Origin of the sequence: Arthrobacter sp. ISL-95 (assembly GCF_018613695.1) — a bacterium.
Lineage (GTDB): Bacteria > Actinomycetota > Actinomycetes > Actinomycetales > Micrococcaceae > Arthrobacter.
In genome coordinates, this window is the sequence record NZ_JAGGPR010000016.1 from 185,708 (window position 1) to 200,638 (window position 14,931).

Below are 14,931 nucleotides of genomic sequence, written 5' to 3' on the forward strand. Positions count from 1 at the left end.
CCACCGGACACCACTGTTTGACTGCGGGGCACTATTAATTCATACAACGCTGCAATGCCAAGGCGCATTCCTGCCCCCAGTGTGCCGCAGCTCTCATTTGATGACCGTCCGCAGCGTTCGGAGAGACTACGATCGAAACGGGTCCTCGTCCTTTGCGACGCCGGACCTGGAGACCAAGGCCGCCGTCGCCAGAAGACGTCGGGCGCGTACCGGGGCAGGCCGCCAAACATGCGGTCCCGCCATGCAATGCAGAGAGAAGTGAGGACACATCCTCGTGGTCAAGACTACTGACATCATCCTGGGCATCATCGCCAAGGACCTGAAAAAGTCCCCCAGCGACGCACTCGTGATTGGCGTTGCCCAAGGAGCGGACGGGCCGGTACTGCTGTCCAACCCGTTGAGCGCAAAGGCCGCAGAATCCGTTGCGGGGTCACTGAAGCTCTTGGGAATCACCGGCGCTGCCGACCAGGCTCACCGACTTCCGGGCTTGCCGGAGACAGGCTCAGGGATTCTTGTCCTTGCAGGAGTAGGAAAGCTCTCCGATGACGGAGGCCTGAGCGAAGAAGCCCTACGGCGCGCCGCCGGATCCGCTGTGCGCCAACTCGCCGGGACACCTTCGGTCACCTTGGCGTTCCCGACGGCGACCCTCGCGGATGTCACGGCTGTGGCCGAAGGAGCCGCTTTGGGCGCGTACTCCTACACGGAGCACCGTTCCAGCAAGGACGGGCTGAAGGCGCCTGTCACCAAGGCGCTGATTTTCTCGGACGTTGATGCCAAGTCTGCCCAGCCTGCGCTGGATCGGGCCATTGTGCTCGCTCGTGCCGTCAACTCAACCCGCACCTTGGTCAACCAGCCGCCGAGCCACCTGTACCCCGAGTCCTTCGCGGAGTCGGCCAAGGAACTGGCTAAGGGCCTTCCGGTCAAGATCACTGTCTGGGATGAAAAGCGCCTGGAAAAGGAAGGCTTCGGGGGTATTCTGGGCGTCGGCAAGGGCTCCACGCGCCAGCCTCGCCTCGTCAAAGTCGAATACGCCCCCGCCAAGGCCACAAAGAAAATTGCCCTCGTCGGCAAGGGCATCACGTTCGATACCGGCGGCATTTCCATTAAGCCGGCCCTCGGCATGGGCGACATGAAGAGCGACATGGCCGGAGCCGCCGTCGTACTTAACACCGTCCTGGCCATCGCCTCACTCGGTCTGCCCCTCAAGGCGACCGCATGGCTCTGCATTGCCGAAAATATGCCTTCAGGCGCCGCAGCCCGGCCTGCTGACGTATTCACCATTTATGGCGGCAAGACAGTTGAGGTTCTGAACACGGACGCTGAAGGTCGTTTGGTCATGGCCGACGGCATCGTCGCTGCCAGCATGGAGAAGCCGGACGCCATCATTGATGTCGCAACACTGACAGGTGCTCAGCTGATCGCCCTTGGTTTACGCACGGCCGGCGTCATGGGATCCGATTCCGTCACCGCAGCTCTGAAGTCAGCCGCTGACAGGGCAGGCGAACTGGTATGGCCCATGCCACTGCCCGAAGAGCTCCGTCCGAGCCTGGATTCACAGGTGGCGGACCTGGCTAACATCGGTGAACGCAACGGCGGCATGATGACCGCAGCGGTCTTCCTCCGCGAATTCGTGGGAAAGAACGACGCCGGCCAGCAGATCCCGTGGGCCCACGTGGACATCGCCGGACCGTCGTTCAACAACGGCGCCCCTTATGGTTACACGCCCAAGCAGGGTACCGGATGCACCGTCCGCACGCTGGTTGCCTACGCCGAGGATCTCCTGGCCGTCTCCGCCTAGCACCCGCCTTGCCCTTCCGGGGCTGTGCGGGACCCTGCCGGATCTCCGGCGAGGACCCGCGCAACCCCGGAATTATGCGGGGTGTAGCGCTGTGTCACAAGTGAACGTGAGTCTGGACACAAGCGCTCCCCAAAACGCCCGCAGAGGGTGGAGCATGGGTAGGTGGTTCGCTAAGGTGAACTCGATAGTCACAAATGCAAGAGAACTTAGGTGCTGGCATAATCACGGCAGAACAAGTTCCAAAGACCAGATGGCACGCAGTCCCGTGTCATCATTCACGCGAGGGAGCGTTTTAGTGGCCGATCAGGCAACTGCGCAAGAATTCGACATCCTGGTACTCGGTGGCGGCAGCGGCGGCTACGCCACTGCCCTGCGGGCCGTTCAGCTTGGGTTCACCGTTGGCCTTGTGGAAAAGGCAAAGCTCGGCGGAACCTGCCTGCACAACGGTTGCATTCCCACCAAGGCACTCCTGCACTCGGCCGAGCTGGCCGACCATGCACGCGATTCCGCCAAGTACGGCGTGAACGTCACGCTCGACAGCATCGACATGTCGGCCGTGAACGCGTACAAGGACGGCATTATTGCCGGTAAGTTCAAGGGCCTCCAGGGACTTATCAAGTCCAAGGGCATCACCGTCATTGAGGGTGAAGGCAAGCTCCAGGGCAACAACACCGTCGTTGTGAACGGCACCTCCTACACGGGCAAGAACATCGTCCTGGCCACGGGTTCCTACTCCCGTTCACTGCCTGGACTGGAAATCGGCGGCAAGGTCATCACCTCTGACCAGGCCCTCACCATGGACTACATCCCCAAGAGCGCCATTGTCCTGGGCGGCGGCGTCATCGGTGTCGAATTCGCTTCCGTGTGGAAGTCCTTCGGCGTGGACGTCACCATCATTGAAGGCCTCCCCTCCTTGGTTCCCAACGAGGACGCCGCGATCGTGAAGAACCTTGAGCGTGCTTTCAAGAAGCGCGGCATCAAGTTCACCACCGGCATCTTCTTCCAGGGTGTTGAGCAGAACGACGACGGCGTCAAGGTCACCTTGGTTGACGGCCAGACGTTCGAAGCCGACCTCCTCCTGGTTGCCGTTGGCCGTGGTCCCGTGACCGCCAACCTCGGCTACGAAGAAGCCGGTATCACCATCGACCGAGGCTTCGTCATCACCAACGAACGCCTCCACACCGGTGTTGGCAACATCTACGCCGTTGGCGACATCGTCCCCGGCGTCCAGCTCGCACACCGCGGCTACCAGCAGGGCATCTTCGTCGCCGAGGAAATCGCCGGCCTGAACCCGGCAATCGTCGAGGACATCAACATCCCCAAGGTCACCTACTGCGAGCCCGAAATCGCCACTGTGGGCTACACCGAAAAGGCCGCCAAGGAAAAGTTCGGCGACGACCAGGTGCAGACCCAGGAATACAACCTGGCCGGCAACGGCAAGAGCTCAATCCTTGGCACCGGTGGCCTCGTCAAGCTTGTCCGCCAGAAGGATGGCCCCGTGGTGGGCATCCACATGATCGGCTCCCGCATGGGCGAGCAGATCGGTGAAGCCCAGCTGATCGTGAACTGGGAAGCCTACCCGGAGGACGTGGCCCAGCTGGTCCACGCCCACCCCACCCAGAACGAAAGCCTGGGCGAAGCCCACCTTGCCCTCGCGGGCAAGGCTCTCCACGGCTAAGTCTTACCAAGACCCACGGGTCGGGTGCATGCGGCGCAATATGCCGCATGCACCTGACCCGGACCAGCAGAATTCATCCGCACAAAGATCAATAAGGAGAACGGGGACGACATGTCTGAATCCGTTAACTTGCCCGCCCTCGGTGAGAGTGTCACCGAAGGAACCGTCACCCGCTGGCTCAAGCAGGTTGGTGACCGGGTGGAGATCGACGAGCCGTTGCTCGAGGTTTCAACCGACAAAGTAGACACCGAAATCCCTTCTCCGATCTCTGGCGTCATCGAAGAAATCCTCGTCGCTGAAGACGAGACGGCCGAAGTAGGCGCCCCCTTGGTCCGCATCGGCGACGGCTCCGGTTCAGCCGCGCCGGCAGCTGAGGCCGCACCGGCTGAGGAAGCCCCCGCTGAGCAGGCCGCACCGGCCGAAGAAGCTCCCGCAGCCCCCGCAGCTGAAGAAGCACCGTCAACCGAAGCACCCGCGGCTTCAGGCGAAGGCCACGAAGTTACCCTTCCTGCTTTGGGCGAGAGCGTTACCGAAGGTACCGTCACCCGCTGGCTGAAGGCTGTAGGCGACACCGTTGAGGTGGATGAGCCCCTCCTTGAGGTTTCCACCGACAAGGTAGACACCGAGATCCCCTCCCCCGTTGCCGGCACTCTGCAGGAAATCCGCGTGAGCGAGGACGAGACAGCAGAGGTTGGCTCAGTCCTGGCCGTCATCGGCTCCGGCGCCGCTCCGGCTTCGGCTCCCGCCCCGGCTGCAGCACCAGCCGCAGAAGCACCGTCTGCGCCTGCAGCTGCACCGGCACCCTCGGCTCCGGCCCCGGCTGCTCCCGCAGCAGAAGGTTCTTCGGAATCCGGTTACGTCACTCCCTTGGTTCGCAAGCTTGCCAACCAGCACGGCGTAGACATCGCGTCGGTCTCCGGCACCGGTGTCGGCGGCCGCATCCGCAAGCAGGATGTCCTCGCCGCAGCTGAGGCCAAGCAGGCAGCCGCAGCCCCCGCTGCAGCTGCTCCTGCCGCAGCTCCTGCTGCCAAGGCCACTGCACCCGTGGTCGCGTCCTCCTTGCGAGGCACCACCGAGAAGGCCCCGCGTATCCGCCAGGTTATTGCCCGCCGTATGCGCGAGTCACTTGAGGTCTCCACTCAGCTGACCCAGGTGCACGAGGTGGACATGACCAAGATCGCCAAACTCCGTCTCAAGGCCAAGAACTCGTTCCAGGCCCAGAACGGCGTCAAGCTGACGTTCCTGCCGTTCATCGCCAAGGCTGTGGCCGAGGCCCTGAAGCAGCACCCCAAGCTCAACGCTGCCTACGACGAATCCAAGCAGGAAATCACGTACCACAACGCCGAGCACCTGGCGATCGCCGTCGACACTGACAAGGGTCTTCTGGTTCCCGTCATTTCCGACGCCGGCAACCTGAACCTCGCAGGCCTGGCCAGCAAGATCGCCGACGTCGCAGGCCGTACCCGCGACGGCAAGATTGGCCCGGATGAGCTTTCCGGTGGCACCTTCAGCATCACCAACATCGGCTCCGTTGGTGCATTGTTTGACACCCCGATCATCAACCAGCCGCAGGTCGGCATCCTCGGAACCGGCGCGATCGTCAAGCGCGCCGTCGTAGTTGCCGATGAGAACGGTGACGACTCGATCGCCATCCGCTCCATGATGTACCTGTCGTTGACGTACGATCACCGCTTGGTGGACGGTGCGGATGCAGGCCGCTTCCTGCAGACCCTCAAGGCCCGCCTCGAAGAAGGTGCTTTCGAAGCTGACCTCGGTCTCTAGCACCAAGCGGCACTAAGAACGGCTTGATGAACCAAAAGGCAGGTTACCGGACACCGGTAACCTGCCCTTTTGCTTTGTCTGCCCGTTTGTTATAGGTACTCTCCAGCTTCATCAGCACCTGACCCGCATCCGCGTGGCTTTACTACGGGACGTAGAACCAACTGGATAAGCTGGGTTCATGAGTATTCTCTTCAGCATTCTGGTGTTCTTGCACATCGTCGGCGCAGCCATGATTGTGGGCTACTGGATCGCCACCCTCAAGACACCCACGGTTCACCCGCGCCAGCGCGACGGCGCCTTCCTTCAGCTCCTCACAGGCATCGCCATGATGGGCTTGTTTCCCTTGCTGCCGGACGCCGATCCCAACTACTTCAAGCTCGGCGTCAAGTTCGCCATTGGTGTGGTTGTCGCTGTCCTCGCCGTTATCGGCTCCCGCAAGGTGAAGAACGGCGAGCCGGTTTCAACGGGGCTGGCCCACGGCGTAGGTGGCCTGGCATTGATCAACATCGCCATAGCCACCCTCTGGAACTAGTCCCGGGCTATACAGAATTCGTTGCCCTCGGGATCCTGCATTACGTCCCAGTGGAAGTCTCCAATGGTGTATTCCTCAACAAAAGTGGCCCCCAACGTCTCAGCTTTACGCCGCAACGCTGAGGGGTCGGCGTCGTGAAGGTCCAGGTGCAGGCGGCGCCGCCCCTCGGTGGGTGCTGCGACTTGTTGAAATGCCAGCTGCGGCAGGCCGGATTCAGCGGGACGAAGCCAGATAAAACCCTCGTATTCCGCTGACACGGGCATGTCCAGCAGCACTGACCAAAATGATGACAAGCGGGCAGCATCCACGGCGTTGACCACGATGGACGCGATTCTGGGGCCGCTGATGCGCCCGGACTGTGCAAGTTCTTCGGTTTCCATGTCGCCAGTGTAAGGGTCACAATCCACCGTCAGCGGAATGGCCGTGCGGTCCGGCGGGCGAATCCATAGGATTGATCCGGTGGCACCTGCCGAAGGCTGGTTGCCGACTCACAACGATCCCAAGGAGTGGACATGGCAGCAACACGCACCGCACACACGGTTTGGAACGGCAACCTGATCGAGGGCGCCGGCAACACAACGCTGGACAGCTCAGGACTGGGCACGTTCGATGTCACTTGGAAGGCACGCACCGAGCAGTCCGGCGGCAAGACCAGCCCCGAAGAACTGATTGCCGCTGCCCACTCCGCTTGCTTCTCCATGGCGTTCAGCCACGCACTGGCAGGCGAAGGGTTCACGGCAGAAGAAGTGAACACCAAGGCGGATGTTACGTTCGTTCCCGGTACGGGCATCACTGGTAGCCACTTGACCATGACCGCAAAGGTTCCGGGCCTCTCCGAGGAAGACTTCCGCCGGATCTCCGAAGACGCCAAGACCGGCTGCCCGGTTTCCGGCGCGCTGGCAAGCATCGAGATCACTCTGGATGCCACCCTCGCCGCATAGCATCACACAGGGGCTGAACATCACGGCCCTGACAGCATGGAAAGAGCCCCGCCACTCCCTGAGGGAAGTTGCGGGGCTCTTTCCATACCTGGGTTTCGCTAGCCCTTTTGGGGACGCGACGGCAGCGGTGCCGGCCGGAGCTTTCGGTAGCCTTCACGCAACGGTGGACGGTCGGTGGGCAGTTCCTGGACCATTTCCTTCAGCGCACCAATTCCGTACTCCAACTGGGGATCCGTTCCGGCCGCATACGCGTGGGGCGGGAACAGTACCTCGATGTCCGGCTCCACGCCACGGTTTTCGACGTCCCAACCGATTCCGCCATTGAACCACGTGGCATATCGAGGCTGGGTGACACCGGTGCCGTCAGCAAGTGAGAAGCGGTTATCTATGCCCACTACGCCACCCCACGTCCGCGTTCCAATGACGGGGCCGATGCCCCTCAGCTTGGACACCTGGGTGATGATGTCGCCATCGGATCCGGCAAATTCATCGGCAAGGATGATCACCGGTCCACGTGGCGCATGATGCGGGTAGGTCCGCGGCTTTTCGCCACGCGGCATACTCCATCCCGTGACCTTGCGTCCGATCAGTTCGGCAACCAACTGGGATGTGTGTCCACCGCGGTTGCGGCGCACATCCACAATCAGGCCGTCCAGCGCCGTCTCTGTGTCCAGATCGCGGTGGAGTTGGGCCCAGCCGTTGGCCATCATGTCCGGGACGTGCAGGTAGCCGAATTTGCCGTCCGAGGCCTCGCGGACGGTGCGCCGGTTGGAGCGGACCCAATCCTGGTAGCGCAGCCGTTCCTCATCACGGACGGGAACCACCGCAACGCGTCGTTGGGTACCGGCAGCGCCGCCATGGCCCTCACCGTTCAAGAGGGTCAGTTCCACTGTCCTGCCCGCCGAACCCACCAGCTGCATGGCCGGGGTCAGTACCGCTGAAAGCTCGACGCCGTCGATCGCCAAGAGGACGTCGCCCACCTTCGCGTCCGCCCCGGGACGAGTCAACGGTGAAGTAGCCAAGGGGTCGGAAGACTCTCCTGCGAGGATCCGGATAATTTCCCACCCCTTGTCGGCGAGCTGAAACTCTGCCCCAAGCCTGCCCTGGCCGTTTCGTCCGGGCTCGGTGACAGCTGTCGGCTTGACGTAGGCGTGCGAAGTTCCCAACTCACCATGGATCTCCCACAGCAAGTCCACCAGGTCATCGTGGGAACCGAGCCTCTCCACGATGGGCCGGTAGCGCTTATACACGGAGTCCCAATCCTGGCCGGCCATGTCGGCGGTCCAGAAGAAGTCCCTCTGCAGCCTCCAAGCCTCATCGAAGGCCTGTCCCCAAGCAGCCACGGGGTCCATGATGACCCGAACCCTGTTGAGCTCCACTTTCACGAGTTCGGCAGAGTCCTCTTCCACCTTGCTCTCGGCAGGGACGGACGTAATTTGCTTGTCGAGTACGTAAACGATGCGGCTAAGGTCACCCGACAGCCGGTAGCTGTCCACGGCTGTGACGAGGATGACCTGCTTGCGCTTGGCGAGGTCGTAACGGACCAGGGACGGCGCTGTCTTTTTGTCCTGGAGGGTTCCCCGACCATCGCCCATGACACCCGAAAGTTCGGTGTCCAGCCACAACAGTGCGCCGTCACCAACAGCCAGATTGGAGTAGTTTCCCTGAGGCACCGGCACAGCAATAACCCTGTGAGCCAACCCCTCCGGGTCCACGCGCACGGCAGACACGTCACCGTCGTCGGATGTGGCCGCCTCTGACTTGGCCGCCGTGGGCGAGACGTCCTCCAGCGCGTCTATTGAAGGGCCGAACGGTGAAGGCGTGTCCGCTGCCAAGGCAACCATGTACGGCTTGATGGGACTCGGGAAGGAGAGGTCGAAGGAGTGACCGTCGTACACGGGGTCGAAGCTCCTGTTGGACAGGAATGCCAGGAACTTTCCGTCCGGCGTGAATTGTGGAGACTCGTCGCAGAACCGGCCGTCCGTGACATCGATGATGCCTGAGCCAGGCTCAGCCGGGCGGGCAATCCGGAGCTTGCTCCGCGAACCGAAGGACGTTACCGGCTCGGACCAGGCAAGCCACTGGGAGTCGCTGGACCACGACAACTGCTCGATGCTGCCTTCGCCGACGCTGACAAGCCGCTCCAGTGTTCCTGCAGAGGTGTCAGCAATGAAGACGTCGCCGAAAGACGTGCCGACGGCAATCCAGCGGCCGTCCGGGCTGGTCTCCAACGCACTCGTCCGTGTAGGGGCAGGGAATTCGAAACGAAGATCCGCGGAGACTTCCGATGCCACGGGAACTGCGGGTGTTGCGGTGCCACCTGCAGTGTCAGCGGATGGTTCGGCGTTGGCGGTCTCGCCCGCACCGGCCTGAGCTTGCTCTCCGGATGCCTGCGTGGAGTGAGTGACGGCCTGGGCGCTTGCTTGTCCCAGCACATTGGATGCGGCAACGGGCTTGGGCAAAGATGCCGATTCTTCTGCAGGCGCGGGTTGTTCAGCATTGATTTTGGGTACGTCCACCACAGCAGCCAGACGGGCGGCGATGCGCTTGATGTACAACGCTTCCACTCCCCCATGGTCTGCGATGTAAGCTATCCGGCCATCTGTAAGTGGCCGGGGAAGCCGGGCGCGGACGCCCGGGGTCGCCTCAACCACCCGCGAGGGTCCGTCCTTGTGACGGAGCCAGTGGATAGTGCCGTGCGATTCCACGGCGCTGGCAGTTCCGGTCACGTTGGGGAAGACGTCCCCCAAGTGGGCCGAGGTCTTCAGCGGCGCGGGGCGGCGACCCGGTGATGCCGAGCCAAGGGTGACGTCCAATTTGACGGGCTCGGCTTCGGCATCCAACGACGACAACATCCAGAGCTCGCCTGCCGACTCAAAGACCACCCTGGTGCCGTCCGTGCTGGCGTGCCGAACGTAGAAGTCCTCGTGGTCCGTGTGCCGGCGCAGGCCGGAACCATCCGGAAGCACCGAATAAAGGTTTCCGTAACCCTCGTGGTCTGAGAGGAACGCGATCCGCCCTTGAATCCACAGGGGGTCGGTCAGGTTCCCGTCGATCTCCTTCACCAGTCGTTCGAACTCGCCGTTGCCGTCAGCGTCGATCCAGAGCTTCCCGGCAGTGCCGCCACGGTAGCGCTTCCACCAAGCGGGCTCGCGTGAAAGCACGCTTGCCAGGACAACAGGTTTCTCGTCACCGATTTCGGGACCGAAGGCAACGGCCTCCACCGGGCCGAAAGGAAGTTCGACGGCGGCGCCGCCGTCCAGCGGGAGGCTGTAGGCGTGCGTGTGGCGACTTTCGGCCTGTTGGAAGGCGCTCGTTACCAGCACATTCCCTGCAGGTGTGAAGCCCTTAACCTTGGTAGTACTGTGCCCGAAGTATGTCAGCTGCCTGTACCCGCCGCCGTCGACGTTTGCGGTGACCACCTCCGGTGACGTGCCCACAACGGTGGTCCAGACCAGCTTCTTGCCGTCCGGAGTGAACCGTGGGTTCCTGGCCGGCAATTGCTGGGAGGAAACCCGCCAGGCGCGGCCGCCTGAAAGGGGTGCGATCCAGATGTCGTCTTCGGCCACAAAGGTGACCAGATCGCCGTGCACATGCGGGAAACGGAGGTAGCTGGAGGAGGTCATTGTTCGATCATAGTCAAGAGGCACCCGTCAGTTGCGGCATCCACTGTCGTTTCCACCACAAGCGTTCGCCATGGTGAGATGGGTCATGAGAATCGTGATGTCCGGAGCTTCGGGAATGATCGGGACGGCCTTGTCCGAGCAATTGACTGCTGAAGGCAACGAGGTGGTCCGGCTGGTGCGGCGCCCAGCCAAAACGGCACTTGAATGGACGTGGGACCCGGCCAAGGACGAACTTGATGAGGCTGTCCTGGACGGAGCCGATGCTGTGGTCAACCTATCGGGTGCAGGCATCGGAGACCGTCCGTGGACTAAACGTCGGATCCAGGTCCTCACGGAATCCCGCCTTCGGCCAACGCAGACGCTGACCGCCGCCATGCGGCGGCTCAGCAACCCACCCGCCACCTTTATCAGCCAATCCGCTTCAGGCTATTACGGAGCCTCACGCGAAGGGGTCCTGCGGGAAGATTCCGGCCAAGGCAGCGGCGTGTTGGGGCATCTTTCCTTTGAATGGGAGCGAATGGCACGAACGGCGCCTTCCGGAGTGAGAGTAGTGAATCCCCGGACAGGCGTGGTGCTCAGTACCTCCGGCGGCGCGCTCGGGCCTCTGCTTCCCTTGCTTAAGCTCGGGCTGGGAGGACCGTTCGGCAACGGCCGCCAGTATTGGCCATGGATCACGCTGGCCGATGAAGCCCGCGCACTCGCCTACCTCCTCACAGCAGATCTTGAAGGCCCGGTGAATGTCTGCGCCCCGGAGAGTGCGGATGTCAACACCATCGTTGCGGAACTTGCCAAGGCCTTCCACCGGCCGGCGTTCCTCCGCGTCCCCCGACCAGCCCTGAAACTGGTTCTGGGCGGGCTGGCTGACGAACTCGTCATGGCCAACCAACGAATGGAACCCGCACGATTGCAGGAAGCCGGCTTCACTTGGCTGCATCCCACCCTCCCCGACGCCGTGGCATGGCTACGCCAGGCAAAGAACCTCTGACAAGGCCCCGGTCGCTGCTGGCCAGGACTCTGCGCTGCCATTACTTTGCGGGAGCGGCGGCGCCCAGGATTCCCGAAATACGCCAGCGACCGTCTGTTCGAACCACATCCAGCCGGAGCTGCTGTGGCACTCCTGCCTGCTGGGTACTGACAACCTCGCCTGACGCCAAACGTTCCTCATACCCGGACGTAGTGGCCGTCACCGCCACCAGCACACGATCTTCCTGCGGGGGTTCATCCAAGGTCAGGGCTGTCAACGTTGTATGGAGCCCTGCAAACGCTGTTCCGGCGCCTCGTAAATACTTTTCCAGCTCTTTGTCGGTGGCCTCGGCCTGTGAACCTGGCGCATTAACCGCTTCCAGAAGGTCCAGGCGCCGGTCTCCCAAGGCGATGTCGCGCACGGCTGACAATGCCGGCACGGCAGCCAAGGGATTCTGGGATTGAAGCCCTTCGGAAAGGGCTTGCGGCAGATCCCGGGTCGCCGGAAGATCCTGGCTGTTCGAAAGATCCTGAGCGTTCCTAAGATCCGCTGCCTGCACGGGATCGGCAACGCCAGTCTCCGTCGCTGCTTGCTGCACCATCGCCGTCGTCGGACCGTTCTGCTGCCAAAAGATCCATGATGCGGCGCCAATCACCACGCCCATTGCTGCCACAAGAACCAGCCTGCGGCCCCCACGGCCCCGACGGCGTGGTGGGCGAAGCGAGCGGCGTGGCGCCGGAAGCCCCACGATGCGCATGGACGGAAGCCATCTCCACATCACCCCCAACCAAGAGGTTGGGCGGCGGGGCGAACGCCCCAAAGTCCCGCGCCTGGTCAGCAATTCAGGGATCACCGAGGCATGCACGGCGCCGGACAAGTCGAGGGCCTCGGGAGCAGCACTTCTGAAGATCGCCGTGCCAAGTTCCCTGGCCGACGGACGATTCCGGGGATTTAGGTCCAAGGCGGCCTCGAGGGCCGAGGCGAGGGCCTTGGGTACCTCCGGTACCAGAAGCATCAGGGGCGGGCGGTCCCGCTCCGGCCCCGGCGTTGTCCCCGTTAGGCAGTACCAGCCCACTGCTCCGAGCGCATATACATCGCGCTGCGGCTGGAGGATGTCTCTGGAATACTCGGCGTTCCCGGATGCCTGAGGCAGGGGCTCCATGAATCCAGGTGTTCCGAATTGCGGGTCGCGTGGCTTGTCACCCACCTTGGCGGCAAGGCCAAAATCTGCCAGCAACGGCATCCCTTCCGCCGTAAACAAAACGTTTCCAGGTGACACGTCGCCATGTTCCGCCCCGTTGACATGAAGGTAGTCCAACGCTTGGGCGATGGGAGTCAGGATAGTCACGGCCTCGCCGATCCCAAGCTTCCCCCTCGCGGAGATCAGGTTACCCAGCGAGCCTCCCGCCGCGTAGTCCATGACGATCCCCAGCGTCCCCTCAGCCATCCCAGCCACGGGAAGGACTTCGTGGACACGTATGAGGTGCTTGTGCTTCAACCCGTAGAGGAGCCTCATCTCCCGGTCTACGTCATCCGGCACCTGCGCTGTTGCCGTTGACTCGCCACTGGCGGCATCAGGCCGGGCGCACTTGACCGCGAACCGCGCACCGTCCTTATCCCTCGTGGCAAGCCAAACAGTGGCACTACTGCCATGGCCCAGCGGGCGGGATATCGAATAACCCGCAACGTGGGGAGCCATGGCCTCGGGGGTGTCCAAAGTTTCCATAAACAAGGTGTACCGGAATGCAGGAATTCGCGCAGAAGTTATCCACAGGCAGTGCCCCGTCCGCTGCCCCGTCCCAACCGCTCGGGATGCGACTGAGAGCTTCACCACAAAACCATGGTCAACCTCCTGCTGGGTCTAAGCTTGAACCCATGACTCTTGAGTTTTCACAACTGGGTCTTGCCCCGGAGTTCGTTGATTACATGCAGGGCTGGGACCTGCAACGCGAAATCCACAACGATGTTGTTGCGGGCGAGAAGAACAGCACCGTCTTGATCCTCGAACACGCCGCCGTATACACGGCAGGCAAGCTCACGGAGGACCACGAGCGCCCCTTTGACGGCACTCCCGTAGTTCCCGTGGATCGTGGCGGGAAACTGACCTGGCATGGCCCGGGGCAGCTCATTGCTTATCCAATCCTCAAGCTCAAGAACCGTGCCGGTATCCGCGATTACGTGGAACGGCTTGAGGCGATCATGATCGCCGTCATGCAGGACTACGGCATCAAAGCCGTCACTGTGAAGGGCCGGGCCGGAGTCTGGATCCTCGCCGACGAGCACGGACCCGACCGCAAAATTGCCGCGATTGGTATTCGTGTCCTGGACGGCGTCACCATGCACGGCGTGGCCATCAACTGCAGCAATGACCTGGCACCCTATGCGCAGATCATTGCCTGTGGCATCACCGACGCCAGCGTCACCACCATGTCGCTGGAAGCCGGCCGGACCATCAACCCTGCCGACATCGTTGACCGCTTCGTTGAAGAATTCAGCAAGCACGAAGAAGCACTCGTTTCCACACCCGAAGGAGCACTCCAGTGACCTTGGCACCTGAAGGCCGTAAGTTGCTGCGCGTTGAGCAGCGTAACTCGGCGGTCCCGGTTGAACGTAAGCCTGAGTGGATCAAGGCCAAGGTCCAGATGGGTCCGGAGTTTGTCCAGCTCAAGAATCTGGTGAAGAAGGAAGGCCTGCACACGGTGTGTGAGGAGGCCGGTTGCCCGAACATTTTTGAGTGTTGGGAAGACAAGGAAGCGACGTTCCTGATCGGCGGGTCCGAGTGCACCCGGCGCTGTGATTTCTGCCAGATCGATACCGGCAAACCGTCGCCGGTGGACATGTTCGAACCCACCAAGGTGGCCCGCAGTGTCCAGGCGATGCAGTTGCGGTACGCGACCGTGACCGGGGTGGCCCGTGATGACCTGGCCGATGAGGGTGTGTGGTTGTACGCCGAAACGGTCCGGAAGATCCACGAGCTGAATCCGGGCACCGGGGTGGAGTTGTTGATCCCTGATTTTTCCGGCAAGCCCGAGCACATCGCGGCGATCTGTGATTCCAAGCCCGAGGTGTTCGCGCACAACGTGGAGACCGTGCCGAGGATTTTCAAGCGGATCCGTCCGGCGTTCCGGTACGAGCGGTCCTTGGATGTCATCACGCAGGGCCGGGATTTGGGGATGGTGACCAAGTCCAACCTGATCCTGGGCATGGGCGAGACCCGTGAGGAGATCTCCGAGGCGTTGCGGGATCTGCACGCGGCCGGCTGTGATTTGATCACGATCACCCAGTACCTGCGCCCGTCCGAGCGGCACTTGCCGGTGGACCGGTGGGTCAAGCCGCAGGAGTTCGTGGACCTTCAGCACGAGGCCGAGGAGATCGGGTTCCTTGGTGTGATGTCCGGGCCGTTGGTGCGGTCCTCGTACCGGGCCGGGCGTTTGTGGGCCACCGCGATGCGGAAAAAGGGCTGGGAAATCCCCGCCGCCCTGGCACACATCGAGTCCTCCGGCACCACCCGCCAGGAAGCCTCCACCATCCTCGCCGCCCACGGCTAAAGACCAACACCTGCCAACACCACGCACAGCACCACCAATCAGCATTGAGGGACCGGATGCCC

The 14,931-nt window shown here is 62.4% G+C and carries 11 protein-coding genes; 8 read left to right on the forward strand and 3 right to left on the reverse strand.

The annotated features are described in order from the left end of the window. The first annotated feature begins 274 nt into the window (after positions 1 to 274). The 4 genes from J7I86_RS19625 (at position 275) to J7I86_RS19640 (ending at position 5,790) form a co-directional block, all read left to right on the forward strand. Positions 275 to 1,798, forward strand: coding sequence for a leucyl aminopeptidase (locus J7I86_RS19625; protein WP_214822549.1), 1,524 nt, complete (start codon positions 275 to 277; stop codon positions 1,796 to 1,798). Positions 1,799 to 2,093: 295 nt separating this feature from the next. After that, entirely contained in the window at positions 2,094 to 3,476 is a 1,383-nt protein-coding gene (gene lpdA, locus J7I86_RS19630) for a dihydrolipoyl dehydrogenase (RefSeq protein ID WP_024820508.1), read from the forward strand. Positions 3,477 to 3,587: 111 nt separating this feature from the next. Then, a complete protein-coding gene (sucB, locus tag J7I86_RS19635) occupies positions 3,588 to 5,258 on the forward strand; it encodes a 2-oxoglutarate dehydrogenase, E2 component, dihydrolipoamide succinyltransferase (protein ID WP_214822550.1) in 1,671 nt (556 codons plus the stop codon). Between the two features lie 178 nt (positions 5,259 to 5,436). Beyond that, positions 5,437 to 5,790, forward strand: coding sequence for a hypothetical protein (locus J7I86_RS19640; RefSeq protein WP_214822551.1), 354 nt, complete (start codon positions 5,437 to 5,439; stop codon positions 5,788 to 5,790). Here J7I86_RS19640 and J7I86_RS19645 read toward each other — a convergent pair. Further along, positions 5,787 to 6,170 carry a VOC family protein gene (locus J7I86_RS19645; RefSeq protein ID WP_214822552.1) on the reverse strand — a complete coding sequence of 128 codons (384 nt, stop codon included), beginning with the start codon at positions 6,168 to 6,170 and terminating at the stop codon, positions 5,787 to 5,789. The two genes, J7I86_RS19640 and J7I86_RS19645, sit on opposite strands and share 4 nt — an antisense overlap. A gap of 132 nt (positions 6,171 to 6,302) precedes the next feature. Here J7I86_RS19645 and J7I86_RS19650 point away from each other — a divergent pair, with 132 nt between their 5' ends. Further along, entirely contained in the window at positions 6,303 to 6,731 is a 429-nt protein-coding gene (locus J7I86_RS19650) for an OsmC family protein (RefSeq protein WP_024820504.1), read from the forward strand. Between the two features lie 98 nt (positions 6,732 to 6,829). On the opposite strand, the gene J7I86_RS19655 is transcribed toward J7I86_RS19650, so the two are convergent. Beyond that, a complete protein-coding gene (locus tag J7I86_RS19655; protein WP_214822553.1) occupies positions 6,830 to 10,357 on the reverse strand; it encodes a S41 family peptidase in 3,528 nt (1,175 codons plus the stop codon). An 85-nt stretch (positions 10,358 to 10,442) separates the two neighbouring features. Between J7I86_RS19655 and J7I86_RS19660 the strand changes: the two genes are divergently transcribed. Continuing rightward, positions 10,443 to 11,342: a TIGR01777 family oxidoreductase gene (locus J7I86_RS19660; RefSeq protein WP_214822554.1), complete on the forward strand. Its 900-nt coding sequence runs from the start codon at positions 10,443 to 10,445 to the stop codon at positions 11,340 to 11,342. Between the two features lie 40 nt (positions 11,343 to 11,382). Here J7I86_RS19660 and J7I86_RS19665 read toward each other — a convergent pair whose 3' ends face one another. Next, complete coding sequence (locus J7I86_RS19665; protein ID WP_214822555.1) at positions 11,383 to 13,047, reverse strand: serine/threonine-protein kinase; 1,665 nt, start codon at positions 13,045 to 13,047, stop codon at positions 11,383 to 11,385. 149 nt (positions 13,048 to 13,196) lie between these two features. Between J7I86_RS19665 and lipB the strand changes: the two genes are divergently transcribed. Continuing rightward, positions 13,197 to 13,865, forward strand: a complete 669-nt coding sequence (lipB, locus tag J7I86_RS19670) for a lipoyl(octanoyl) transferase LipB (protein ID WP_214822556.1) — start codon at positions 13,197 to 13,199, stop codon at positions 13,863 to 13,865. Further along, positions 13,862 to 14,869 (forward strand): lipoyl synthase, encoded by a 1,008-nt coding sequence (gene lipA / locus J7I86_RS19675; protein ID WP_011774451.1) that lies wholly within the window; start codon positions 13,862 to 13,864, stop codon positions 14,867 to 14,869. Before lipB ends, lipA begins: the two co-directional genes overlap by 4 nt. Positions 14,870 to 14,931: the final 62 nt, after the last annotated feature.